General features: G+C 55.2%; 22 protein-coding genes. 10 read left to right on the plus strand and 12 right to left on the minus strand.

The features are described 5' to 3' along the window. Nucleotides 1-11 precede the first annotated feature (11 nt). Both preA and AUQ42_RS04825 read left to right on the plus strand, forming a co-directional pair. Nucleotides 12-1,289: an NAD-dependent dihydropyrimidine dehydrogenase subunit PreA gene (gene preA / locus AUQ42_RS04820; protein ID WP_068517967.1), complete on the plus strand. Its 1,278-nt coding sequence runs from the start codon at nucleotides 12-14 to the stop codon at nucleotides 1,287-1,289. Nucleotides 1,290-1,313: 24 nt separating this feature from the next. Next, nucleotides 1,314-2,591 carry a Zn-dependent hydrolase gene (locus tag AUQ42_RS04825; RefSeq protein ID WP_068517968.1) on the plus strand — a complete coding sequence of 426 codons (1,278 nt, stop codon included), beginning with the start codon at nucleotides 1,314-1,316 and terminating at the stop codon, nucleotides 2,589-2,591. Nucleotides 2,592-2,766: 175 nt separating this feature from the next. Here the strand turns inward: AUQ42_RS04825 and AUQ42_RS04830 are convergent, their stop codons facing one another. Both AUQ42_RS04830 and AUQ42_RS04835 read right to left on the minus strand, forming a co-directional pair. Beyond that, complete coding sequence (locus AUQ42_RS04830; protein WP_068517969.1) at nucleotides 2,767-3,606, minus strand: ABC transporter substrate-binding protein; 840 nt, start codon at nucleotides 3,604-3,606, stop codon at nucleotides 2,767-2,769. A gap of 86 nt (nucleotides 3,607-3,692) precedes the next feature. Beyond that, nucleotides 3,693-4,370 (minus strand): TetR/AcrR family transcriptional regulator, encoded by a 678-nt coding sequence (locus AUQ42_RS04835; protein WP_068517970.1) that lies wholly within the window; start codon nucleotides 4,368-4,370, stop codon nucleotides 3,693-3,695. A gap of 455 nt (nucleotides 4,371-4,825) precedes the next feature. On the opposite strand from AUQ42_RS04835, the gene AUQ42_RS04840 reads away from it, so the two are divergent. The 7 genes from AUQ42_RS04840 to hydA all read left to right on the plus strand — a co-directional run bounded on the left by AUQ42_RS04840 (nucleotide 4,826) and on the right by hydA (nucleotide 13,041). Continuing rightward, the gene (locus AUQ42_RS04840) at nucleotides 4,826-6,157 is read left to right on the plus strand and encodes an aspartate aminotransferase family protein (RefSeq protein ID WP_068517971.1); all 1,332 of its coding nucleotides are present in this window, start codon (nucleotides 4,826-4,828) and stop codon (nucleotides 6,155-6,157) included. Between the two features lie 242 nt (nucleotides 6,158-6,399). Beyond that, on the plus strand, nucleotides 6,400-7,266 hold the full coding sequence (locus tag AUQ42_RS04845; RefSeq protein ID WP_068517972.1) for a nitrilase-related carbon-nitrogen hydrolase: 867 nt from the start codon (nucleotides 6,400-6,402) through the stop codon (nucleotides 7,264-7,266). A 259-nt stretch (nucleotides 7,267-7,525) separates the two neighbouring features. Further along, a complete protein-coding gene (locus tag AUQ42_RS04850) occupies nucleotides 7,526-8,317 on the plus strand; it encodes an ABC transporter ATP-binding protein (RefSeq protein ID WP_068517997.1) in 792 nt (263 codons plus the stop codon). Continuing rightward, on the plus strand, nucleotides 8,307-9,236 hold the full coding sequence (locus AUQ42_RS04855; RefSeq protein WP_068517973.1) for an ABC transporter permease: 930 nt from the start codon (nucleotides 8,307-8,309) through the stop codon (nucleotides 9,234-9,236). The genes AUQ42_RS04850 and AUQ42_RS04855 overlap by 11 nt, the downstream gene beginning before the upstream one ends. Continuing rightward, nucleotides 9,233-10,390 (plus strand): ABC transporter permease, encoded by a 1,158-nt coding sequence (locus tag AUQ42_RS04860; protein ID WP_068517974.1) that lies wholly within the window; start codon nucleotides 9,233-9,235, stop codon nucleotides 10,388-10,390. Before AUQ42_RS04855 ends, AUQ42_RS04860 begins: the two co-directional genes overlap by 4 nt. Nucleotides 10,391-10,451: 61 nt before the next feature. Beyond that, nucleotides 10,452-11,438, plus strand: a complete 987-nt coding sequence (locus AUQ42_RS04865) for an ABC transporter substrate-binding protein (RefSeq protein ID WP_068517975.1) — start codon at nucleotides 10,452-10,454, stop codon at nucleotides 11,436-11,438. Nucleotides 11,439-11,589: 151 nt separating this feature from the next. Beyond that, nucleotides 11,590-13,041: a dihydropyrimidinase gene (hydA, locus tag AUQ42_RS04870; protein WP_068517998.1), complete on the plus strand. Its 1,452-nt coding sequence runs from the start codon at nucleotides 11,590-11,592 to the stop codon at nucleotides 13,039-13,041. Nucleotides 13,042-13,134: 93 nt separating this feature from the next. Here the strand turns inward: hydA and sugE are convergent, their stop codons facing one another. Then, the gene (gene sugE, locus AUQ42_RS04875; protein ID WP_068517976.1) at nucleotides 13,135-13,455 is read right to left on the minus strand and encodes a quaternary ammonium compound efflux SMR transporter SugE; all 321 of its coding nucleotides are present in this window, start codon (nucleotides 13,453-13,455) and stop codon (nucleotides 13,135-13,137) included. Nucleotides 13,456-13,746: 291 nt separating this feature from the next. On the opposite strand from sugE, the gene AUQ42_RS04880 reads away from it, so the two are divergent. Beyond that, nucleotides 13,747-14,364: a molybdenum cofactor guanylyltransferase gene (locus AUQ42_RS04880; RefSeq protein ID WP_068517977.1), complete on the plus strand. Its 618-nt coding sequence runs from the start codon at nucleotides 13,747-13,749 to the stop codon at nucleotides 14,362-14,364. Nucleotides 14,365-14,366: 2 nt separating this feature from the next. Here AUQ42_RS04880 and AUQ42_RS04885 read toward each other — a convergent pair whose 3' ends face one another. From AUQ42_RS04885 to glpD, 9 genes are all read right to left on the minus strand, one after another. Further along, a complete protein-coding gene (locus tag AUQ42_RS04885) occupies nucleotides 14,367-15,218 on the minus strand; it encodes a hypothetical protein (RefSeq protein ID WP_156480834.1) in 852 nt (283 codons plus the stop codon). Between the two features lie 85 nt (nucleotides 15,219-15,303). Next, a complete protein-coding gene (locus AUQ42_RS04890; protein WP_231856683.1) occupies nucleotides 15,304-16,188 on the minus strand; it encodes a tetratricopeptide repeat protein in 885 nt (294 codons plus the stop codon). 232 nt (nucleotides 16,189-16,420) lie between these two features. After that, nucleotides 16,421-18,175, minus strand: a complete 1,755-nt coding sequence (locus tag AUQ42_RS04895) for an ABC transporter substrate-binding protein (RefSeq protein WP_068518000.1) — start codon at nucleotides 18,173-18,175, stop codon at nucleotides 16,421-16,423. Between the two features lie 139 nt (nucleotides 18,176-18,314). Beyond that, on the minus strand, nucleotides 18,315-18,587 hold the full coding sequence (locus AUQ42_RS04900) for a DUF2160 domain-containing protein (RefSeq protein WP_068517979.1): 273 nt from the start codon (nucleotides 18,585-18,587) through the stop codon (nucleotides 18,315-18,317). Between the two features lie 24 nt (nucleotides 18,588-18,611). Then, nucleotides 18,612-19,415, minus strand: coding sequence for a carbohydrate ABC transporter permease (locus AUQ42_RS04905; RefSeq protein WP_068517980.1), 804 nt, complete (start codon nucleotides 19,413-19,415; stop codon nucleotides 18,612-18,614). Nucleotide 19,416: 1 nt separating this feature from the next. Further along, entirely contained in the window at nucleotides 19,417-20,289 is an 873-nt protein-coding gene (locus tag AUQ42_RS04910) for a carbohydrate ABC transporter permease (RefSeq protein WP_068517981.1), read from the minus strand. A 14-nt stretch (nucleotides 20,290-20,303) separates the two neighbouring features. Further along, on the minus strand, nucleotides 20,304-21,398 hold the full coding sequence (locus AUQ42_RS04915; RefSeq protein WP_068517982.1) for an ABC transporter ATP-binding protein: 1,095 nt from the start codon (nucleotides 21,396-21,398) through the stop codon (nucleotides 20,304-20,306). A 14-nt stretch (nucleotides 21,399-21,412) separates the two neighbouring features. Beyond that, nucleotides 21,413-22,513: an ABC transporter ATP-binding protein gene (locus tag AUQ42_RS04920; protein WP_068517983.1), complete on the minus strand. Its 1,101-nt coding sequence runs from the start codon at nucleotides 22,511-22,513 to the stop codon at nucleotides 21,413-21,415. Further along, complete coding sequence (gene glpD / locus AUQ42_RS04925) at nucleotides 22,510-24,066, minus strand: glycerol-3-phosphate dehydrogenase (RefSeq protein ID WP_068517984.1); 1,557 nt, start codon at nucleotides 24,064-24,066, stop codon at nucleotides 22,510-22,512. Before glpD ends, AUQ42_RS04920 begins: the two co-directional genes overlap by 4 nt. Nucleotides 24,067-24,113 lie beyond the last annotated feature (47 nt).

The following is a 24,113-nucleotide window of genomic DNA, read 5'->3' on the forward strand; positions in this document are numbered from 1 at the left end:
GAGAGAGAAAAATGGCTGATCTAAGTTGCAAAATCGCCGGGATTGATTCGCTAAACCCGTTCTGGCTGGCATCTGCACCGCCGACCGATAAAAAATACAACGTCGTTCGCGCCTTTGAAGCAGGCTGGGGCGGGGTTGTCTGGAAGACGCTGGGCATTGATCCGCCCGTGGTCAACGTATCGTCGCGCTATGGTGCCCATCATGACCAGAACCGTCGTTTGCTTGGCATCAACAATATCGAACTGATTTCCGATCGTCCGTTGTCGGTGAACCTTCAGGAAATCCGTGAATGCCGTGCGGAATATCCCGATCACGTCATTATCGGATCGATGATGGCCCCGATCGAAGAACGGGCCTGGAAGGACCTTGCCCAGCAGATCGCTGAAAGCGGCGTGCATGGCATCGAACTTAACCTTGGTTGCCCGCATGGCATGTGCGAACGCGGTATGGGTTCGGCGATCGGGCAGGTGCCGGAAATGGTCGAACAGGTCACACGCTGGGTCAAGGATGCGGTCGATATCCCGGTCTTTACCAAGCTGACACCGAACATCACCAATATCCTGTGGTCGGCCGAGGCCGCCTATAAAGGCGGGGCGGATGCGGTATCGCTGATTAACACCGTTAACTCGATCATTTCGGTCGATATCGATCAGATGGTCCCCGAACCGATGGTCGATGGCAAGGGAACCCATGGCGGGTATTGCGGATCGGCGGTCAAGCCGATTGCACTGAACATGGTGGCTGAAATTGCCCGCACGCCGGAAACGAAGAACCTTCACATTTCCGGCATTGGCGGCATCACCACCTGGAAAGATGCGGTCGAATTCATGGCGCTGGGCTCCAACGCGGTTCAGGTTTGTACCGCTGCGATGATCTATGGTTTCCGTGTGGTTGATGATCTGATCGACGGCATGAGCCAGTGGATGGATGACAAGGGTTACACCAGTGTCGAACAGTTCACCCGTGCCGCCGTGCCGCAGGTGGCGAACTGGAACGAGTTGAACATGAACTTTGACACCAAAGCCGTGATCAACCCCGATAACTGCATCGAATGCGGTCGTTGCCACATCGCATGTGAGGATACCTCACATCAGGCGATTACCATGACCAACAAGCCCGAAGGCGGCCGCCTGTTTGAAGTTGTCGACGAGGAATGTGTTGGCTGCAACCTTTGCTATCACATTTGTCCGGTGCCCGATTGCATCACCATGGAACCGGTCAAAACCGACAAGCCGCCCATGACCTGGCCGGAACATCCGTTGAACCCGATGCGCCTTGCTGCGGAATAAGCCACCAACCAAAAGGACTGAATAATGACTCTTCAACCCAGTGTCCGAAATCTGTCAATTGATGGTGACCGCCTTTGGGACAGCCTGATGGAAATGGCCAAGATCGGCAAAACCGCGAAGGATGGCGTATGCCGTCTGGCGCTGACCGATCTTGACCGCGAAAGCCGCGATCTGTTCATCGAATGGTGCAAGGCCGAGGGATGCTCGATCCGGATCGACAAGATGGGCAATATCTTTGCCCGTCGCGAAGGCCGCAATCCCGATCTTCCGCCTGTGGTGATGGGAAGCCATCTTGATAGCCAGCCGACCGGCGGCAAATATGATGGTGTTTATGGCGTGCTTTCGGGACTTGAAGTGATCCGGGCGCTCAATGAAGCCAAATACGAAACCGAAGCCCCGCTTGAAGTCGTGTGCTGGACAAATGAGGAAGGCTCACGTTTTGCCCCAGCGATGGTTTCCTCGGGCGTTTTTGCCAAGGTGTTTGACCTTGAATACGGTCATTCACGGGCTGACGTCGATGGCAAAACCATGGGCGAGGAACTGAAACGGATCGGCTATATGGGCGAGGACGAGCCGACCATTGATGCCCATCCGATGGGGGCCTATTTCGAAGCCCATATCGAACAGGGCCCGATCCTTGAAGATGAAGGCAAGGATATCGGTATTGTCACCGATGCCCAGGGGCAGCGCTGGTACGAAATCAAATTCACCGGTGTCGAAGCCCATGCCGGTCCGACCCCGATGAAAACCCGCAAGGATGCGTTGCTGGGGGCGGCCCGTGTGATCGATCTGGTCAACAAGATCGGTCTGGATCGATCGCCGTTGGCCTGTGCCACGGTGGGCATGATGCAGATCCATCCGAATTCCCGCAACGTCATCCCGGGCGAGGTCTTCTTTACCGTCGACTTCCGCCACCCCGATGATGCGGTTCTGGCCGATATGGACAAGGCCCTTCGCGAAGGAGTGGAAAAGATCGCCGCTGACATCGGCCTGAAAACCGAGCTGGAGCAGATTTTCTATTATGCCCCGGTGCCGTTTGATCCGTCCTGTGTCGATGCGGTGCGCAAGGGCGCGGAACTTGGCGGGTTCTCGGCCCGTGAAATCGTATCGGGGGCGGGGCATGATGCGTGCTATCTCGCACAGGTCTGCCCGACCGCGATGATCTTTATCCCGTGTGTGGACGGGATTTCGCATAACGAAATAGAAGAAGTCCACAAACACTGGTCGGATGCCGGTGGTCAGGTTTTGCTGCATGCGGTTCTGGCCAAGGCCGATGAAACCGTGATGCAGAAATCGGACTAGGCATCGATCCGTTACAAACGATCACACACAATCAAAACGGGCACTGACCATGCAGTGTTCCGGGGCGGGGCAGGGTATCTTGCCCCGCTTTTTTGTTTTGTGGCGCTTTCGGGAAGTTTGGTTGTTGCGGTTCGCGAGTATTGCCGTGATTGCGGCGGGCGTTTGCTGATGTGCGTCAGGTCCCGCTTTCCTTGTCACTGGCAAGTTTGTGCAGATGTGCCGATGTCATGCTGGCAAGGGTGCCGTTTTCTTCAAGTTCGGTAATCAGCAGATTGATGGCGGCAATATCGTCAAGACACGGGGTTGTGCGCGAAAACATCAGTCCTACGTCATTGCGCACCAGCGGCGGTTCGACGGCAAAAACTTCGTTTTCAAGTTTGTCGCGATAGATATTGGTCAACCCGTCATAGCGCCCCAGCAACACATAGGTCACCCGTTCGGTCAAAAGAACATCGAAAATCTTGTTGCCGGTCGGCGAATAGATCATGTCGAGATGATCGCGCGCATAGGTATCGACGAAGTCGCCATAACTGCCCCCCTGCGGGCGGGCACCACGCCGATTTACCAGATCCTCGATCCCGGAAAAGGCAAATTGCCGGTCCTTGTGCTGAAAGACCATGACTTCGTCATAGGCAAACGGGATGCTGTATCGGAAAAGGTCATTGCGTTCTTCGGTGAAATAGGCCCCGGCAATGACATCAAGTTCGCCTTTTTCAAGCATCTGCAAGGACCGGGTCCAGGGGATATCAAGATGCAATTCAAGACGAAAGCCATGCTTGCGGGCATATTCCTGAAGGATGTCGATCCCAAGCCCGACCTGTCGCCCGTCCTTGTCGATATAGGTAACGGGTTCCCAGCCATCCGCCCCGCCGACCGATATGCTTTTGCATTCATCGCTGGCAGACACGCCTTGTGCATTGGCGCGATCATCGACCGACGCAAGCAGTAATCCAGATGTCAGCAATGCAGCAAACACGTTAGAGACGATGCGCACGCTGTGCGTGATGCGTATCATTTCCGGCCTCAGGCGATAACAGTGACCCAGTTTCTTAAGGTTTGATTTTATATTAGGGAATGCAACTATCCGAAGGAAGGAGAATATCAGTTAAGTCCGACACCCTTTAGAATAATTCTAACAACATTTTCCTTGGCCTCGGCGAATTGTTGTTCGCTAAGCGGCTGGTTGCCGTTGAATATCTCGATCTGGCGACCAAAGTCCGCATAATGCTGCGTGGTGGCAAAGATCATATACATCAGCGAATAGGGTTCGATGTCATCCATCTTGCCTTCGGCAATCCAGCCGCGGATCACGCCGACACGGGTATCCAGCCAGTCCTTGACCGTGGTGGAAATATAGTCCGACGAAAATTTGGCACCACGAATGATTTCATGGGCCCAAAGCCGCGACCCATAAGGCCGGGCACGCGACAGATCCATCTTGGCTTCGATATAGCCGCGCAGGATGACTGCCGGGTCGGCACTGTTGTCAAAGGTCATTGCCGCTTCAAGCCAGTGGTCACAGACATCTTCCATGATCCGGCGATAAAGGGCTTCCTTGGTGCTGAAATAATAATGCACGTTGGCTTTTGGAACTTTGGCGATTTCGGCGATGCGGGCGGTGGTCGCCCCCTTGAAGCCGTAATCGGCAAAAACCCGTTCGGCAGCGGCCAGAATTTGTTCTTCGTTTTCCTGCCGGATTGCGGCCTTGTGTGCCCCGTTTGCTGCGGGTTTCGCACCAAACTGATTGTCCTGTTTAGAGCCGCTTTTAACTGAGGTCATTCATGCTCTCTGATTTGTGTCATTTATCTTGACCGTTTGGTCAGGTTAAAATAACCTCTACCATAAATATGCAAAAGAAACTTTTTTATGCGCGTCGTTCTTGATTGCGGTCAAGAGTCGGTTTTGTCCGAAATATCGAACAGCACCGGTGAAAGATAAACAGAAAATAGACGCCGTAAATAAAAATCAGGGTCGCTGAAATGGTGTTTGACGGTCGAATATTCGAAACAATTCCCCGGTGGTGTTAAAGCTCTAGTGCATGGGCGTGTCTCATGCTAACGATTTTTGCGTGCCTGTGAAACGGGCCGTTCCGGGTGTTGAATGTGCGACATATTGGTCACTTGATCGGACCTGCCAGACGATGCCGGAATGAAAGATGTCAGATGCCGGAAATAGGGGTGCCCGCCACCCGACCGGCGTCAGGGAAGCAATAAAAAAGGTACGGGAGACCTTTTATGACAGCCACCACGAAAATCAGCCGTCCAAACGATCTTTCGGCGTTCTGGATGCCGTTTACGGCCAATCGCCAGTTCAAGCAGACCCCGCGCATGCTGGTTTCTGCCGATGGCATGTATTACAAAACCGATGATAATCGCGACATTCTTGACGGGACAGCGGGGCTTTGGTGCTGCAATGCCGGTCACAAGCGTCCGAAAATCGTCGAAGCCGTCAAGGCACAGATGGACGAACTGGATTATGCCCCGGCATTCCAGATGGGCCATCCCAAGGCGTTCGAGCTTGCAAGCCGTCTGGCGCAGCTCATGCCCGGCGACCTGAACCATGTTTTCTATACCAATTCGGGTTCTGAATCGGTTGAAACCGCGCTTAAGATCGCGCTGGCCTATCACCGTGCACGCGGCGATGGCCAGCGCACCCGCCTGATCGGTCGTGAACGCGGCTATCACGGTGTTAACTTTGGCGGCATTTCGGTCGGTGGCATTTCGGGCAACCGCAAAACATTTGGCCAGATGCTGGGTGGTGTTGACCATATCCGCCATACCTATTTGCCGGAAGAAAACGGTGTTACCCGTGGCATGCCCGAACATGGTGCGTTCCTGGCCGATGATCTTGAACGCATTTGCGCATTGCATGATCCGTCAACCATTGCAGCCGTGATTGTTGAACCGGTTGCCGGTTCGACCGGCGTTCTGATCCCGCCAAAGGGCTATCTTGAACGTCTGCGCGAAATTTGCACCAAGCACGGCATTCTTCTGATCTTTGATGAAGTCATCACCGGTTTCGGTCGTCTTGGCGCCCCGTTTGCGGTCGATTATTTCGGCGTTCAGCCCGATCTGGTCACGACGGCCAAGGGCCTTACCAACGGGACGATCCCGATGGGGGCAGTGTTCGCGACCGATGCAATCCATGATACCTTCATGACCGGTCCTGAAAACATGATCGAGCTGTTCCATGGCTATACCTATTCGGGCAACCCGGTTGCCTGTGCGGCCGGCCTTGCGACCCTTGAGACCTATGAAGAAGAAGGTCTTTATGAAAAGGGCAAGGAACTTGGCCAGTATTGGGAAGATGCGGTTCACAGCCTGATTGATCTGCCGCGTGTTAAGGATATCCGTAACCTTGGCCTGATCGGTGCGATCGAGCTCGAAGGGATCGAAGGTTTCCCGACCAAACGTGCGTTCAGTGCCTTCCTCAAGGCATTTGAAAAAGGCATCCTGATCCGCACAACCGGCGACATCATTGCGCTTTCTCCGCCGCTGATCATTGAAAAATCACATATCGATCAGCTGTTCGGAACGTTGCGCGAAGTGCTTAAAGAGATCGACTAACATCGATGACTGATACCCCTTCGCCCCTGCGGGCGAAGGGCGGCTTGCCGGACTGATAAAAACCAAATGGTCCGGCAACGCCACGGAGGAAACATCTGTTTCGCGATTTTTTCGATCGCGTCCCTTCTGGGAATAGGCCCGCATAAAGCAAAACAGGGTCTTTGGGGGCGCGTTCGGACATAAGTCCGTCAGACCACAAAAGTGGCAAGGACATAAAATATCAGATCAAGGAGGTATCTCGGATGTCGATGCTGAGAGGCGGCCTGATTCAAATGAGCCTTAAGGGTTCAACCGATCAGACGCCTGAAGAAATCCGCAAGGCCATGATCGAGGCACATCTGCCCCTTATTGAAGAGGCGGGCAAAAAAGGTGTGCAGGTCCTGTGTTTTCAGGAAGTTTTCACACAGCCCTATTTCTGTCCAAGCCAAGACAAGAAATGGTACGCCGCGGCGGAAAAAATCCCCGATGGCCCGACCACCCAGCTGATGTGCGAACTGGCAGCCAAATATAAAATGGTGATCGTTGTTCCGATCTATGAGGAAGACATTACCGGGGTGTATTACAACACCGCTGCCGTGATTGACGCCGACGGTACCTATCTTGGGAAATACCGCAAAACCCATATCCCCCATGTCGCCGGTTTCTGGGAGAAATTCTTCTTCAAGCCGGGGGCTTCGGACTGGCCGGTCTTTGAGACCCAGTATTGCAAGCTTGGTGTCTATATCTGTTATGACCGCCACTTCCCGGAAGGCTGGCGGGCGCTGGCACTCAATGGGGCGGAATATATCGTCAACCCGTCTGCCACGGTTGCCGGGGTTTCGGAATATATCTGGAAACTCGAACAGCCCGCATCGGCGGTGGCCAATGGCTGCTTTATCGGGGCGATCAACCGGGTCGGGCGTGAACAGCCATGGGATATTGGCGAATTTTACGGCCAAAGCTATTTCGTCAATCCGCGCGGCGAAATCGAGGCCCAGGCATCCCGCGACAAGGATGAATTGCTGGTCCATGACATGGACATGTCGATGGTGCGCGAAATTCGCAATAATTGGCAATTCTTCCGGGACCGTCGGCCGTCGACCTATACGCGCCTGACGGACGGAAACTGATTTCATGATACCGGCGAGCGGGCAAAGGCCTGCTCGCCGTTTTGCTTTGACCGACCGGCGGGCAATGCCCCGCAATCCCGGCAATGACCGGGCAGACGCAACACATCCGTCTGATCAGATGTCGGCAAGGTTCAGGGCAACGTCCCTGAGGGAGGCTTCCGTAAAGTTATTCCAGAAGAGACATTTCTGGTTCCGAGAGAGACATACGATCAGGGGAAACCCCATGACGCTAAAACAAGTCGTCAATAATGTTGCCGAGATGCCCGCATCAAAGGACGCCGTTGTTGATATCAAAAATCTGTCGCTGACATTCCAGACGGCCGATGGTCCGGTTTATGCGCTTTCCGATGTTGATCTGACGATCAATGAAGGCGATTTCGTTTCCTTCATCGGCCCGTCGGGCTGTGGCAAGACCACGCTGTTGCGCGTGATTGCCGATCTGGAAAAGCCGACCGGCGGCGATATTTCCATCAATGGTGTTTCGCCCGAACAGGCGCGTGAAAACCGGGCTTATGGCTATGTGTTCCAGGCCCCGGCACTTTTGCCGTGGCGCTCGATTGAACGCAATGTGACCTTGCCGCTGGAAATCATGGAGATTTCCAAGGAAGAGCGCATCAAACGTGCGCATGACGCGCTTAAACTTGTTGAACTGAACGGCTTTGAAAAGAAATTCCCCTGGCAGCTTTCCGGCGGGATGCAGCAACGTGCATCGATTGCGCGTGCGCTGTCATTTGATGCCGATCTGCTGTTGATGGATGAACCGTTTGGCGCGCTTGACGAAATCGTGCGTGACCATTTGAACGAACAGCTTCTGAAATTGTGGGCGCGCACCAACAAGACGGTGGCCTTTGTGACCCACTCGATCCCCGAGGCGGTCTATCTGTCGACCAAGATTGTCGTCATGTCGCCGCGTCCGGGCCGCATCATTGATGTGATCGAAACCGATTTCCCGCGTGAACGTAATCTCGATATCCGCGAAACGCCGGAGTTCCTCGAAATTGCGCATCGGGTTCGCGAAGGTTTGCGCGCGGGGCACAGCAATGACGAGTAACACCGCCACCATGACCGGGTCCCTTGCCGGACCGTCGATCTGGTCGCGCATGATGGCGGGACAGACCGGTCCGGTCTGTGTTGTTCTGATTGCGCTGTTTGTTCTTTGGTATGTCGGGGCGGTCTTCATGAATGCGCCGACCCAGATCGACAAATATAACCGTGCCGATCAGACCTGGACCACCAGCCAGCTGATCGAAGATACCCTGGCACAGGAACGCCCGATCCTGCCGGCCCCCCATCAGGTGGCCCAGGAAATGTATAAAACCATCTTTGCCACCAAGATCACGTCAAAGCGCTCGCTGGTCTATCACAGCTGGGTAACGCTTTCCTCGACCCTGCTTGGTTTTGGCATTGGCACCATTCTTGGCATCGTTCTGGCGGTGGGCATTGTCCATGTCATGACGCTTGAAAAAAGCCTGATGCCATGGGTGATTTCATCGCAAACCATCCCGATCCTTGCCATTGCCCCGATGATCATCGTGGTTCTGGGGGCCATCGGGATCAAGGGCGTGGTGCCCAAGGCGGTGATTTCGACCTATTTGTGCTTTTTCCCGGTGACCATCAGCATGGTCAAGGGGCTGCGGTCACCACAAGTCATCCAGCTTGATCTGATGCGGACCTATAATGCCTCGAAATGGCAGACCTTCTGGCAGCTTCGTCTGCCATCGGCGATGCCATACCTGTTTGCCAGCCTGAAAGTGGCGATTGCCATCAGTCTGGTCGGGGCAATTGTCGGTGAATTGCCGACCGGCGCACAGGCGGGGCTTGGGGCGCGTTTGCTTGCCGGCTCCTATTACGGACAAACCATTCAGATCTGGTCTGCCCTTCTGACCGCGGCCTTTGTCGCGGCGATGATGGTGGTGATTGTCGGGTGGTTTGAACGCCGGGTTCTGGCCCGCATGGGGGTAAAGTCATGACCCCGATGAAACTTGACAAATTCTGTCTGGTCGGCGCGATTGCGGCCCTTCTGGCGCTGATCTTTCCGCTGGCCGGGATTGATCCCGATACCGGAAAACAGGTTGCCTTTGTCGGCGATATTCCCGGTCTTGCCATTGCCATGGCGCTGTGTGTGATTGCCGGTGCGGCTTTCACATGGCTTGGAGTACGCACCGTCATCAGCGGGGCGGTCATACTGGCGGTGGCGGTATTTGGGTGCAGCCAGGCGATCGCGACCCTGTATGATTACGGGGTGGCCGGATATGCCGGAACCGGGTTCTGGTTGTTCATCATTTCGCTGTGGGCTTTTGTCTGGCGCGGGATTGATGTGATTGCCAATTACCGTTCGCTTGAAATGGCAAAACAGCAGGCAGCCAATGTGATTGTGCCGGTGGCCTTCGGGGTCTGGTTGCTGTTTGTCTGGGAAGTCGTGGTATCGGGCTTTGGCGTGCCACAGGTTCTGTTGCCCCCGCCCAGCATGATCGGGGTCCGGTTTGTGACCTCGACCGATATCATGGCGGCGGACTTCTATCAGACCTTTGTCAAGGCGGTGCTAAGCGGCTATGTGCTTGGTTGCGGGTCGGCCTTTGTCATGGCGATTGCCGTTGACCGTGTGCCGTTCCTCAAACGCGGTCTTTTGCCGCTGGGCAATATGGTTTCGGCCCTTCCGATCATCGGGGTCGCCCCGATCATGGTGATGTGGTTCGGCTTTGACTGGCAATCAAAGGCAGCGGTCATTGTGATCATGACCTTCTTCCCGATGCTGGTGAATACGGTGACCGGGCTGAATGCAGCGGGGAAACTTGAACGCGACCTGATGGCGACCTATGCGTCGGGCTATTGGTCGACCCTGTTCCGGTTACGCTTGCCCGCGGCCATGCCGTTTGTGTTCAACGCACTTAAAATCAATTCCACGCTTGCGCTGATTGGCGCAATCGTCGCCGAATTTTTCGGCACCCCGATTGTGGGGATGGGCTTCCGCATTTCGACCGAGGTCGGGCGGATGAACATCGACATGGTCTGGGCAGAGATCGCTTTGGCGGCCCTTGCGGGGACCGCCTTCTATGGGGCCGTGGCTTATATCGAGAGAAAAGCGACGTCATGGCATCCATCATTCCGGGTACGTCGCCATTAAAGGCACAATCAAAGACGACCCGCCGGGAGGACTTGACTACAACCTGAGGAGACATCGACGAATGAAGAAATTGTTTGCGACTGCATTAGGGTTGAGTTTCGGTCTGACATCGTTTTCGGCGATGGCAGCAGATGAAGTAACCTTGCAGCTTAAATGGGTCACACAGGCCCAGTTTGCCGGGTATTACGTGGCCCTTGATAAAGGTTTCTACGAAGAAGCCGATCTTGACGTGACCATCAATCCGGGCGGCCCGGACATCGCCCCGCCACAGGTGATTGCCGGTGGTGGTGCCGATGTGATCATTGACTGGATGCCATCCGCACTTGCATCGCGTGAAAAGGGTGTGCCGCTGGTCAATATTGCACAGCCGTTTGCCAAATCTGGCATGATGCTGACCTGTCTTAAGGAAACCGGTGTTGAAAGCCCCGATGATTTCCCGGGGCGTACCCTTGGTGTCTGGTTCTTTGGCAACGAATATCCGTTCCTGAGCTGGATGTCGAAACTTGGCATTCCGACCGATGGCGGGGATAAGGGCGTTACCGTCCTGAAACAGGGCTTTAACGTTGATCCGCTGCTTCAGAAGCAGGCCGATTGCATTTCGACCATGACCTATAACGAATACTGGCAGGTGATTGATGCCGGTATTTCGGCAGACGACCTTAAGGTCTTCAAATACGAAGACCAGGGCGTCGCCACCCTTGAAGACGGCCTTTATGTTCTTGAAGACAATCTCAAGGACCCGGCATTTGTCGACAAGATGGCGCGTTTCGTTGAAGCCAGCATGAAGGGCTGGATGTATGCGAAAGAAAACCCGGAAGAAGCTGCCGGCATCGTTCTGGACAATGATGCAACCGGTGCACAGACCGAAAAACATCAGGTCCGCATGATGACGGAAATTGCAAAGCTTCTGGGCGACAGTGCCGCCCTTGACGAAGCTGCCTATCAGCGCACCGTTGACAGCTTGCTGTCGGGGGGGTCTGACCCGGTCATCACCAAGGAACCGGAAGGTGCCTGGACCCATGTCGTAACCGACAAGGCGTCGATGTAATCCGATCATGATCGGCCCGGCGGCGATGTGTGACCCGCCGGGCTGACCTCCCGATTTTGTGTTTGAAAAAGGCCCGGACCCGTCCGGGAAAAGGGTGAAATGCCGGGATGGCCCGCAACTTTTCGCCAAACAGACAGACAAGGAGCCACCCATGTCCATGGTTATTCGTGGCGGAACCATTGTTACCGCCGATCTGACTTACAAATCCGACATCCTGATCGAAGACGGCAAGATTGCCGCGATCGGAGACAACCTGACCGGGGACAAGGTGATTGACGCCGATGGCTGCTATGTGATGCCCGGCGGGATTGATCCGCACACCCATATGGAAATGCCCTTTATGGGGACCTATTCCGAAGACGATTTCGAAAGCGGCACCAAGGCCGCGGTTGCCGGTGGCACGACCATGGTGGTGGATTTCTGTCTTCCGGCCCCCAACCAGTCGCTGCTCGAAGCATTGCAGGCCTGGGACAACAAATCTTCCAAGGCGGTTTGCGACTATTCTTTCCACATGGCGATCACCTGGTGGAGCGAGCAGGTCTTTGACGAAATGAAGACCGTCGTGCAGGAAAAAGGCATCAACACCTTCAAGCATTTCATGGCCTATAAGGGTGCGCTTATGGTGGATGATGACGAGATGTTTGCATCCTTCTCGCGTTGTTCGGAACTGGGCGCGATGCCGCTTGTTCATGCCGAAAACGGCGATGTGGTCGCCACCCTTCAGCAGAAATTGCTGGCCGAAGGCAATAACGGCCCCGAAGCCCATGCCTATTCCCGCCCGGTCGATGTCGAGGGCGAGGCGTGCAACCGTGCGATCATGATTGCCGATATGGCCAATGTGCCGCTTTATATCGTGCATGTATCGTGCGAACCGGCCCATGAAGCCATCCGTCGCGCACGCGCCAATGGCAAGCGCGTGTTTGGCGAACCGTTGATCCAGCACCTGATCCTTGATGACAGCGAATACAAGAATGCCGATTGGGATCATGCCGCACGCCGCGTCATGTCCCCGCCATTCCGCAGCAAGGAACATCAGGACGGGCTTTGGAACGGTCTGGCATCGGGCAGCTTGCAGGTGGTGGCGACCGACCATTGCGCCTTCACCACCGAACAGAAACGGATGGGTGTAGGCGATTTCACCAAAATTCCGAACGGTACCGGTGGTCTTGAAGACCGCATGCCGCTTCTGTGGACCTATGGGGTCAATACAGGTCGCCTGACCATGAACGAGTTCGTGGCGGCAACCTCGACCAATATTGCCAAGATCCTGAACATCTATCCGCGCAAAGGCGCGGTTCTGGTCGGGGCGGATGCCGATCTTGTGGTCTGGGATCCCAAGGCCTCGAAAACCATCACCGCTGAACATCAGCAATCGGCAATCGATTACAACGTGTTCGAAGGCATCGAGGTCACCGGCCTTCCGCGCTACACCATCAGCCGCGGGCGCATTGCCGCCGAAGAAGGCGTGGTTCTGGCCAAATGCGGCGACGGCGAATTCATCGCCCGCGAACCTTATCCGGCGGTCAACAAGGCCCTTTCCAAATGGAAAGAAATCACATCCCCGCGCAAGGTCGAACGCAAAGGCATCCCGGCCGGCGTCTAGGCCGCGCTTGGGCATGTTGAAACAGAAACGGGGCAGCCAATGGCTGCCCCGTTTTGCATGTATCGAAAATGGATGTGCTGATGGCGACCGCGATCAGGCCGGGCTGAACAGTTTCAGCATCACGATCCCGCCAAGGATCATGCAGATCGCAATCAGGCGGCCGACATTGGCCGGTTCACCGACCATGAGGATGCCAAAGATTACGGCACCAGCGGCACCTATACCGGTCCAGATCGCATAAGCCGTTCCAATCGGAATGGAACGCATGGCGATTGAAAGTAGCCAGAAGCTGGCTGCAATCGCGGTAATGGTCAGGGCGCTTGGGATGGGCTTGGTGAAACCTTCAGTGTATTTCAGACCAATCGCCCAGCAAATTTCCAGAAATCCGGCAATAACCAACGCTGTCCAGGCCATGGGGGCCTCCTGTCTTGCGGGGCCGTCCCCATTGATTGGATCAGGAATACCGGTCGTCCGGTATCGAGGTGGAAAGTCGAACTATCTGTAACCAGTCTAATTCAATGACTGCAGTGCGACAATTTAAAAATGATGCGATGCAGCATTGTTGTTTAGTCATGAATGTGCCTTTGTCACAATACGAAAGATGCATGCTGCCAAGCTCTGGATTATGATGAGGTCATCAAATTAATTGCCCCAATTCAAAGGTTTGCTGACGTTGTGACGAAATCTGATCAAACCCGCTTTTCTATGATCGCGATCGCCGGTCTTGTTCTGGCCGGTGGGGAAGGGCGGCGTATGGGTGGGGACAAGCCGTTTCGCCAGATTGGCGGACGCCCACTGATTGCGATGGCCGTTGAAAATGCCGGGCGGCATTGTGACCCCGTGATGATTTCATCAAACCAGCCGCCCGAAACATTTGCCGCATATGAAGCAAAGGTGGTGGCCGATATCCCCAAGGCCGGGCACGGGCCCCTTGGCGGGGTTCTGGGTGGTTTGACGGCATTACCTGACGGGGTCGACTGGCTGGTGACTTTTCCGGTTGATTGCCCGGTGGTGCCCGATGATATGGCAGCCAAGCTGGTATCGGCGGCCCTTGATGCCGGCGTTCGGGCGGCTTTTGCCCGGCATGGCGATCGCGACCATTATCTGTCATCGGCCTGGCACCGCGAAAGTGCGCCGGTGATTGCAAAATTGCTGGCTGATGATGATCGCCGGGTGCGTACCCCGTTGCGGGCACTGGACGCAGTTGCGGTGACATTTCCCTGTCAGGAAAGCGATCTGGCTATGTTTGCCAATGCCAATACGATTGATGATCTGGCCGAACTTGAAAAGATGCTGGCAGCCCGGCCGTCAAAAGGTATGTGACTTTAATGTGCGGGTTCTGACCAGCGGGTATAGAAAGCGTGAATTTCGCGACGATTTTCCGGGTTGGACAGCAACAGATTTACCGCGTCAATGATCTTTCGGGCCTGCTGTTTGTCACCGCTGCATGACACCGGCAGGGGGCGGCGCGGCACCCCGACAATCGGCACAGCCACAGTGTCACGTTCAAGCTGTGCGGTTTCGCGATAGTAATTCACATTGACCTCATAGGCGATGAAACCGTCAATGCGGCGGACATCAAACAGCCGAACAACCATTTCGGTCGTGCCGGCACTTTGGGTCATATGGGCGTGTAAAAAGTCATTGATGCCGGGTACCAGTCCCTCGTCAAAGCGATAGCCCACCGATATGCCGATCGACAGTTTGTCCTGACCGGCCAGAAGGCCCAGATCAACCGCCCCGTCACGCATGGCAAAGCGCAAATCAGGCAGCTTTTCCGGCGCGATGAACAAGTGGATCGGATGCAATTCCATCACCGGGTCGGAGAACAGCATATATTCGCGGCGCAGCGCACTTTCGAACAGAAAGTTCGAACAGATGAATTGCCCCTTGGCCATTTCATCAAGGACCTTGGGCACCGGCATCACACGTATCTGGTGGTGAAATTCGGGAAGATGGCTGATCAGCCAGTCGGTCGTGCGCTGCAAATAGCCTTCGCCAACGGACGGGCCTTCGGTGATTACTGCCGGGGCAGAGGGCACCTGTTGCCAGATGATTTCAAGCGGAACGTGATCGGATGCCTTGGAATCCGGGCTTGAAACTGCACAGCTCATTGCCAACAAAAGACAGATCGCAGTCCATCTGAAAGTTACAATAAATCGTGCAAACCGTTCCACACCACATCCCCGGATAAATCTACCCGAAGTATGTGTGGATTCCGGTCATTTTATCAAGACAAGAGATGCCCGCGCCCCGACAAATTTACCTTACGGCACAGGGCTTCCACGGGGTCCATGGCTGATAGTTTTCAAAGAAGGTCGCAAGGAACTGGTCGACCCGTTCGCGGTTGGCTGCGCGGTCCTGTTCGCCAAGATCCTTGTCAAACTTTGCGCAGTTCTTTTCGACTGCATCCCCGATGGATTTCCAGTCGACATGTTCGTTATGACCGGGAAGGCCGGTGGCAATCGCACACCAGCCAACGGCCTCTGCGGTATCGTCAACCGACCGTGCTTCTTCGGCAAGATAGGCCGCGGCACGCATTTCACCACGCTGGGCGGCAGAACGAAGATATTGATACCGGCCGCTGTCGGTTTTGGTGAAACGGTTGGCAAGAAGCGTTGCCGCACGCGGATCGCCAAGTTCCCACGCCTTTTCAAGCAGGGCCTTGGCATCGTCCGGTTTACCCTGATCAAGCGCGTCTAGGGCCAGCCAAAGCATGGCCTGTGTTTCGCCCTGATCGGAACTTTGTTGATAAAGCGCCCGGATCTGGTCGGTCGGGGCGCCGGATGCTTCGAGTTTGCGCGCCATGATGATGCTGGCATCGGGATGCCGGTTGTCGGTGGCCTGTTGCATCATGTTCCAACCGGTTGCCTCATCGGCGCTGACACCCGCCCCGTTGATCATCTGACAGGACAAAAGATATTGCGCGGTGGCATCACCGTTCCGGGCAAGCGGGGTGAAAATTTGTGCCGATTTTTCGAAGTTGCCGTGGCGATAGGCCGAAACACCTTCATCAAGCATCGACCCGGCAAATGCCGGTGCCGACAGGGTCACGTGTCCGGCAATAACAAACGCCAAAGCACGCAGGGATCGGCGCAACAGTTTGGTTTGCGGCATCTTTGAAAATGGATCGGTCAGATATGTCATGAAGGTCGGGACCCTGTGCCTTGTTTGCAAATCCGGGCGGAAAAAGGCGGGACCGGCTTTCCGCCAAAAAGGGGAAAGTCAGTCCCGTAAGGTGCGCTCATTGCAGGGAGGTAAAAAGCATTGGAAATGTGAATGTGATGAAATGGATGGCTGAAAATCGATCAAACAATAAAGCGATGGCGGGGACGGCCGGGGATGAAAAACACCCCCGGCACCCCCAGTAGTGTGGCTCCTAGTTTTTCTGAGCCGCACGCCATTCCGCGATCAGATCGTCATATTTGACGGTCTCACCCTGCGGTTTTTCGTTTGCGAGTTTCGCTTTCGGTGCACCTGGCTGGTCGAACCAGTATTGTGCATCACGTTCTTCGTTCAGTTTCGGTGCGCATTCGCCACCGATGCCTGCACGTTCCAGACGCTGAAGAACACGGTCCATCGAGGTCGCAAGGTTATCCATTGCTTCCTGCGGGGTGCGTTCGCCGGTTACAGCTTCGGCAACGTTCTGCCACCAGAGCTGAGCCAGTTTCGGATAATCCGGAACGTTGGTACCGGTCGGCGACCACTGGACACGGGCCGGGGAACGATAGAACTCGACCAGACCACCCCAGTTCGGTGCGATATCGGTCATTTCCTGGGTGTCCAGGTCAGACTGACGGATCGGGGTCAGACCGGTCAGGGTCTTTTTCAGCGATACGGATTTCGAAGTTACAAACTGTGCATAAAGCCATGCAGCTTTGCGGCGCTCAAGCGGGGTGGACTTCATCAGGGTCCAGGAACCCACATCCTGATAGCCAAGCTTCATGCCTTCTTCCCAGTACGGGCCGTGCGGGGACGGGGCCATACGCCATTTCGGCGTGCCGTCTTCGTTCACAACCGGGGTGCCTTTTTTCGCCATGTCGGCGGTAAAGGCAGTGTACCAGAAGATCTGCTGTGCGATCTGGCCCTGTGCCGGAACCGGACCAGCTTCGCCAAAGGTCATGCCAGCGGCTTCTGCCGGGGCATAGGCCTTGAGCCAGTCGATATATTTGGTCAGGGCGTAAACAGCCGCCGGGCCGTTGGCCGCACCACCGCGGGTCACGCTTGAACCGGCCGGTGCGCAGCCTTCAACGCGAATGCCCCATTCGTCAACCGGAAGACCGTTCGGAAGGCCCTTGTCGCCAGCACCTGCCATCGACAGCCACGCATCGGTAAAGCGCCAACCCAGCGACGGGTCTTTTTTACCGTAATCCATGTGGCCATAGACTTTCTGACCGTCGATTTCACCGACATCGTTGGTGAAGAATTCGGCGATGTCTTCATAAGCCGACCAGTTGACCGGAACGCCAAGGTCATAGCCGTATTTGTCTTTGAACTGCTTTTGCAGGTCTTCACGCTGGAACCAGTCATAACGGAACCAGTAAAGGTTCGCGAACTGCTGGTCAGGAAGCTGATAAAGCTTGCCATCCGGACCGGTGGTGAAAGACAGACCGATGAAATCTTCAAGATCAAGGGTCGGGGAGGTGACGTCTTTGCCTTCGCCGGACATGAAGTCGGAAAGCGGCACAACCGCGTCATAGCGCGAATGGGTACCGATCAGGTCCGAGTCATTGATATAGGCGTCATAGATGTTACGGTTCGACTGCATCTGGGTTTGCAGTTTCTCGATAACGTCACCTTCACCAATCAGGTCATGGGTCAGGTTGATCCCGGTGATTTCCGAGAAAGCCTTTGCCAGAACCTTGGATTCATATTCGTGCGTGGTGATGGTTTCGGACACCACGTTGATGTCCATGCCACGGAACGGCTCGGCTGCCTTGATGAACCATTCCAGTTCGGCCATCTGGGCATCCTTGCTCAGGCTCGACGGCTGAAACTCGCTGTCGATCCATTTCTTGGCCGCGTCAGTATACTGGTCAGCCATGGCCGGGTTGGCCAGTACAGCAAGACCAAGAGCGACTGCAACGGCACTGCCTTTAACAACGCTCGAAGCGCCTTTGGCTTTAACGATCATGTCGTTTTCTCCCTGGTTGTCTTCCTTTTTGCTCATCCGGATCAAACCCGGTCATCAACGGCAGGGGAAGACAGACAACCCGCCGCGACGAATATCAAGGGAACGGCACTGTGACAGATCACAGCGCCGTTCCCCGGGATCATCCCCAGCGCATCACAATGATGAGCCAGGCCAGTGCGATCACCGAACCGACCCAAAGGGCGATGTCGGTAAAGGCCAGCCATCCAAGATGGATATAGGCCGCACCCAGTAAACTGATGAAAAGGCGGTCACCGCGCGTGGTGGTCAGCGGCAAGAAGCCGCGCCGCGGGACGGTTGGTGATACCGCCTGCCAAATTCCCATTCCGATCAGCATCAAGATGATGCAGCTGAAAAACACAGCGGTAATCGGGGTCCAGGCCATCCAAGACATGTTGATATTCCTCCTGTTTGCCGATTACACGCGACCCATCGCGAAACCTTTGGCGATGTAGTTGCGCACAAACCAGATCACCAAGGCCCCCGGGACGATTGTCAAAACACCTGCTGCTGCCAGCACACCCCAATCAAGGCCCGATGCCGAAACCGTACGGGTCATGGTGGCCACGATCGGTTTTGCATCGACCGAGGTCAGGGTGCGGGCCAAAAGCAGCTCAACCCAGCTGAACATGAAACAGAAGAAGGCGGTCACCCCGATGCCCGACCGGATCAGCGGAATGAAGATCGTGGCAAAGAAGCGCGGGAACGAATAACCGTCGATATAGGCGGTTTCATCGATTTCCTTGGGAATGCCTGACATGAAGCCTTCCAAAATCCACACCGCCAGCGGCACGTTGAACAGGCAGTGCGCAAGGGCCACAGCAATATGGGTGTCAAACAGGCCGACACTTGAATAAAGCTGGAAGAACGGCAACAGGAACACGGCCGGCGGCGCCATGCGGTTGGTCAGAAGCCAGAAGAACAGATGCTTGTCGCCGGTAAAGTTGAACCGCGAGAATGCATAAGCCGCCGGAAGGGCCACAACCAGCGAAATGATCACGTTGATCCCGACATAGATCATCGAGTTGATATAGCCCGAATACCAGGCCGGATCGGTCAGGATCGTCGCATAGTTCGCCAAGGTCGGATTATCCGGGAACAGGGTCATGGCCCCCAGGATTTCCGTATTGGTCTTGATCGACATGTTGAACAGCCAATAGATCGGCAGCAACAGGAACAGGATATAAAGAAGAAGTCCGATATGACGTTTCTGGAAGTGCATTTTATTGTTCCTCCCGCTTTCCGGCGTTCATCACGACGGTATAGAAAACCCAGCAAACCAGCAGAATGATCAGGAAGTAGACCAGCGAGAAGGCCGCAGCAGGCCCAAGGTCAAACTGGCCGACCGCCATACGGGTCAGGAACTGGCTAAGGAAGGTTGTGGCATTGCCCGGACCACCACCGGTAAGGACGAACGGTTCGGTATAGATCATGAAGCTGTCCATAAAGCGCAGCAGAACACCGATCACGAGAACCGACTGCATTTTCGGAAGCTGGATAAAGCGGAACACGGCCCAGCGCGATGCGCCGTCAATTTTGGCCGCCTGATAATAGGCATCCGGGATCGAACGCAACCCGGCATAGCACAGCAGAACAATCAGGCTGGTCCAGTGCCATACATCCATGACAAGAACCGTGACCCATGCATCCATCGGGTTCTGGGAATAGTTATAGTCAATGCCCAGAAGATTGATGACATAACCGCCAAGGCCAATGTCGGCACGGCCGAAAATCTGCCAGATGGTGCCAACCACGTTCCATGGAATAAGCAGCGGCAAGGCCAGCAGAACCATCGATGCCGAAACGCCCCAGCCCTTGCGCGGCAGGGTCAGCGCAACCGCAATCCCCAGCGGGATTTCGATGAACAGAACGCTCAGTGTATAAATGATCTGACGTATCAGCGCATCATGCAGGCGGCTGTCGCCCAGAACCTGTTCGAACCATTCGGTACCGACAAAGAACCGGGTTTGCGGATCAAAAATGTCCTGAACGGAATAGTTCACAACCGTCATCAGCGGAATGATCGCGCTGATGGCAACGATGAAGAACACTGGCAGGACGAGGAACCAGGCCTTGTTGTTGGTAATCTTGTTCATTTCCCCATCCCCCCTTACGCGACCAACTGACTGTCGGCGTAAAGCTTGGTCCATTCCGGGGCAAAGCGCAGGATGCCGGACTGGCCGATCACCTGTTCGTCTTCGCCAAGCTTGACCTTGATTTCGGACGCGCCAAACCGGGTGGTCGCGATCTTGTACTGGCCAAGGTCTTCGACCTTGATGATGTTGACCTCAACACCATCGGTTCCCTTGGCAGCAGTGCCGGTTTCAAGGGTCAGGAATTCCGGACGGATACCGAGTTCGATCTTGCCGCTTTGTTTGGAAACGGCATCAAGATGACGGTCCGACAGTCCGATCCGTTGCCCGTCAATCCAGGCCGCACCATCATCGATCTTGCAATCCATGATGTTCATGCCGGGGCTTCCGATGAAGTACCCGACAAAGGTATGGGCCGGATTTTCAAACAGTTCCTGCGGGGTGCCCAACTGCACGACCTTGCCGCCATACATGACGACGACCTTGTCGGCAAAAGTCAGGGCTTCGACCTGGTCATGGGTGACGTAAACCATGGTCGGGCGCAGTTTGTTGTGAATTTCCTTAAGCTTGCGGCGCAGAACCCATTTCAGATGCGGGTCAATCACCGTCAGCGGTTCGTCAAACAGAATGGCCGAAACATCATCACGGACCAGACCACGACCAAGCGAGATGGTCTGTTTTTCATCCGCACCAAGGCCGCGGGCCTTTTGTTTGAGCTTGCCGGTCAGATCCAGCATCCCGGCGATTTCGCGCACACGCGCATCGACGCGTTTTTCATCGACACCACGGTTGCGCAACGGAAAGGCCAGGTTTTCGTAAACCGTCATGGTGTCATAGATCACCGGGAACTGGAAAACCTGTGCGATGTTGCGGTCTTCGGGGGCCAGATGGGTGACATCCTTGCCATCAAACAGAACCTGCCCGTGCGAGGGTGTCAGAAGGCCGGAAATGATGTTGAGCAATGTGGTCTTGCCACAGCCCGACGGGCCCAAAAGGGCATAGGCCCCGCCATCTTCCCAGACATGTTCCATGCGGCGAAGGGCATAATCCTCGTCCGATTTCGGATCGGGGAAGTATGAATGCGCAAGGCTTTTAAGATCAATACGTGCCATTTTTCTAACTCACCTCACGCCGCTTTGCCGTTGGAAATCTCGACCGGCGGGGCGGCCACGAGTTTGCCGTTTGCATCAAAGGCAAACAGACGTGTCGGATCGACATAGAACGACGTGGCTTCGCCCAGACGCGGGTTGTGAACGCCTTCTTCCTGAATGACCCAGGAAACATCATTGAAATGCACATGGACAAAGGTTTCCGAACCGGTGATTTCGGCCAGCTCAACCTGTCCCTGCATGGCGATCGTGCTATCGCCGGTCGGATCAACCGACAGGTGGTTGGCGCGAATGCCAAGGGTGTAGGTGCCGTTCGAAAGCCCCGACAGATGACCGGCAAGCGGCACCTGATGACCCGATTTCATAAAGATCGCGCCATCGCGGACTTCGGCATCGACCAGATTGATCGGCGGATCGGAAAAGATCAGGCCGGTCTCGACAAAGGCCGGGTTGTGGTAAACCTGTGTGGTCGGGCCAAACTGGGTGACGCGGCCTTCATGCATGACCGCACATTTCCCACCCAGCAGAAGGGCTTCCATCGGTTCGGTCGTGGCATAGACAACAATGGTGTCGCGTTCCGCCAGAAGGTTCGGGATTTCTTCGCGCAGTTCTTCGCGCAATTTGTAGTCAAGATTGACCAGCGGTTCGTCAAGCAACAGCAATTTGCAGTCCTTGACCATGGCGCGTGCCATGGCGGTACGCTGTTGCTGGCCACCGGAAAGTTCCTGTGGCAGACGATCAAGCAGATGTTCGATATGCATCAACTCGGCGGTTGAACGCACACGCTTGTCGATTTCGGCCTTGGCGACACCCTGAAGCTTCAGGGGGGATGCGATATTGTCATAGACATTCATCGACGGGTAATTGATGAATTGCTGATAGACCATGGCGACATTGCGCTTCTGGACGGCCATGCCGGTCACATCAACATTATCGACCAGAATGCGCCCGCTGCTTGGCGGTTCAAGCCCGGCCATAATGCGCATCAGTGTCGTCTTGCCGGCCAGGGTCCGCCCCAAAAGGACGTTGAATGATCCCGGTTCCAGCGTCATCGACACATCGTCGATGTGGGACTCCCCTCCCACGGTCTTGGATATGTTTTCAAGCGTAAGGGTCATTTTCCACTGTTTCCTTCGCCCGTTTTCACGGTGTTTCTTGATTTCGGTTCCGTTGCGAACCATTGGACAATGGCATTACGCGTCTCATCCGATACATGCAGCCCCAGCTTGGAGCGGCGCCACAAAACGTCCTGGGCTGTTTTGGCCCATTCACAATCCACCAGATAGCGCAATTCACATTCATAAACGTCATCCCCCAGATGCCTGCCAAGCCCCTGAAGATCAGACGCATCACCAATAATTCTGTTGGTGAGTGTGCCGTAGTTTTGCACGTAACGGTAGATTTGTGCGTCGGGAATCCACGGAAATTTCTTGTGCATCGCGGTAAGATACCGCTCGAAATCCGCGTCCGGCATGTCGCCCCCCGGAAGCGCGCTTGTCGCGGTCCAGCGGGTGTCTTTCTGCCCCAGCAAAGGGCAAAGCTTGGTCATGGCTGATTCAGCAAGCTTGCGATAGGTCGTGATCTTGCCGCCATAGATGTTTAGAAGCGGTGCACCATCCTGTTGCTGATCACCGCGATCAATTTCAAGAACATAGTCGCGGGTGACCTGTGATGCGTCTTCGCTGCCATCGCCATAAAGCGGGCGCACCCCGGAATAGGTCCAGACAACATCATCGGTGGTGATTTTCTTTTCGAAATAGCTGTTGGCAAGATCGCACAGATATTGCGTTTCCTCGTCGCTGATCGCGACCTTGGACGGATCGCCCTTATAATCCCGGTCCGTCGTGCCGATCAGGGTGAAATCCTGTTCATAGGGGATGGCAAAAACGATGCGCCCGTCCGGGTTCTGGAAGATATAGCAATATTCATGGTCAAACAGTTTGGGCACCACGATGTGGCTGCCCTGAACCATGCGGATGCCCTGTTTCTTTTTGGCCTCGACCCGGCTTTCAAGCAGTTCTGCACACCATGGGCCTGCGGCATTGACCAGTGATCTGGCCTTTATGACCTGTTCACTGCCATCATCGATATTACGGATCGTGACATTCCAAAGATCGCCGTCGCGTTTGGCCGACACACATTCGGTATGTGTGCGAATATCGGCACCCTTGTCTCGTGCGTCCATGGCATTAAGAACCACCAGACGGGCATCTTGCACCCAGCAATCGGAATAGACGAATGCCTTGTCCATCCCCTTGACCAAGGGCTGGCCAGCCGGATGGGATGCAAGACGGATTCCCTCCGATCCCGGAAGTTTTTCGCGACCACCAAGATGGTCATATAAAAACAGACCCAGACGGATCATCCATGCCGGGCGCAGACCCTTGACATGGGGCAGCACAAAACGCAGCGGCCAGATGATATGCGGGGCAGCGCGCAGCAACACTTCGCGTTCAATCAATGCCTCGCGGACCAGTCGGAATTCATAATGTTCAAGATAGCGCAGGCCGCCATGGATCAGTTTGGTGCTGGCCGATGAGGTGGCGCTGGCAAGGTCGTCCTTTTCACACAAAAAGACACTCAGCCCGCGGCCCGACGCGTCGCGCGCAATGCCCGTACCATTGATGCCACCGCCAATGATGGCAATGTCGAATGTTTCTGAACTGAGCAACCGTTGCCTCCCTGGTGCTCTTATTTGTGACGGCTGTTCTCAGATGC

The organism is Thalassospira sp. MCCC 1A02491 (genome assembly GCF_001613785.1).
GTDB classification, from domain to species: Bacteria; Pseudomonadota; Alphaproteobacteria; order Rhodospirillales; family Thalassospiraceae; genus Thalassospira; species Thalassospira povalilytica.

Excerpts from the sequence above, each read along its gene's own strand:
- AUQ42_RS04905 (WP_068517980.1), bottom strand. The coding sequence starts at position 19,415 with ATGCACTTCCAGAAACGTCATATCGGACTTCTTCTTTATATCCTGTTC.
- AUQ42_RS04835 (WP_068517970.1), bottom strand. The coding sequence starts at position 4,370 with ATGACCTCAGTTAAAAGCGGCTCTAAACAGGACAATCAGTTTGGTGCG.
- AUQ42_RS04830 (WP_068517969.1), bottom strand. The coding sequence starts at position 3,606 with ATGATACGCATCACGCACAGCGTGCGCATCGTCTCTAACGTGTTTGCT.
- AUQ42_RS04850 (WP_068517997.1), top strand. The coding sequence starts at position 7,526 with ATGCCCGCATCAAAGGACGCCGTTGTTGATATCAAAAATCTGTCGCTG.
- AUQ42_RS04900 (WP_068517979.1), bottom strand. The coding sequence starts at position 18,587 with ATGTCTTGGATGGCCTGGACCCCGATTACCGCTGTGTTTTTCAGCTGC.
- AUQ42_RS04895 (WP_068518000.1), bottom strand. The coding sequence starts at position 18,175 with ATGATCGTTAAAGCCAAAGGCGCTTCGAGCGTTGTTAAAGGCAGTGCC.
- AUQ42_RS04825 (WP_068517968.1), top strand. The coding sequence starts at position 1,314 with ATGACTCTTCAACCCAGTGTCCGAAATCTGTCAATTGATGGTGACCGC.
- preA (WP_068517967.1), top strand. The coding sequence starts at position 12 with ATGGCTGATCTAAGTTGCAAAATCGCCGGGATTGATTCGCTAAACCCG.
- AUQ42_RS04840 (WP_068517971.1), top strand. The coding sequence starts at position 4,826 with ATGACAGCCACCACGAAAATCAGCCGTCCAAACGATCTTTCGGCGTTC.
- AUQ42_RS04865 (WP_068517975.1), top strand. The coding sequence starts at position 10,452 with ATGAAGAAATTGTTTGCGACTGCATTAGGGTTGAGTTTCGGTCTGACA.
- AUQ42_RS04920 (WP_068517983.1), bottom strand. The coding sequence starts at position 22,513 with ATGACCCTTACGCTTGAAAACATATCCAAGACCGTGGGAGGGGAGTCC.
- AUQ42_RS04845 (WP_068517972.1), top strand. The coding sequence starts at position 6,400 with ATGTCGATGCTGAGAGGCGGCCTGATTCAAATGAGCCTTAAGGGTTCA.
- AUQ42_RS04915 (WP_068517982.1), bottom strand. The coding sequence starts at position 21,398 with ATGGCACGTATTGATCTTAAAAGCCTTGCGCATTCATACTTCCCCGAT.
- AUQ42_RS04910 (WP_068517981.1), bottom strand. The coding sequence starts at position 20,289 with ATGAACAAGATTACCAACAACAAGGCCTGGTTCCTCGTCCTGCCAGTG.
- AUQ42_RS04880 (WP_068517977.1), top strand. The coding sequence starts at position 13,747 with ATGATCGCGATCGCCGGTCTTGTTCTGGCCGGTGGGGAAGGGCGGCGT.
- sugE (WP_068517976.1), bottom strand. The coding sequence starts at position 13,455 with ATGGCCTGGACAGCGTTGGTTATTGCCGGATTTCTGGAAATTTGCTGG.
- hydA (WP_068517998.1), top strand. The coding sequence starts at position 11,590 with ATGTCCATGGTTATTCGTGGCGGAACCATTGTTACCGCCGATCTGACT.
- AUQ42_RS04855 (WP_068517973.1), top strand. The coding sequence starts at position 8,307 with ATGACGAGTAACACCGCCACCATGACCGGGTCCCTTGCCGGACCGTCG.
- AUQ42_RS04890 (WP_231856683.1), bottom strand. The coding sequence starts at position 16,188 with ATGACATATCTGACCGATCCATTTTCAAAGATGCCGCAAACCAAACTG.
- AUQ42_RS04860 (WP_068517974.1), top strand. The coding sequence starts at position 9,233 with ATGACCCCGATGAAACTTGACAAATTCTGTCTGGTCGGCGCGATTGCG.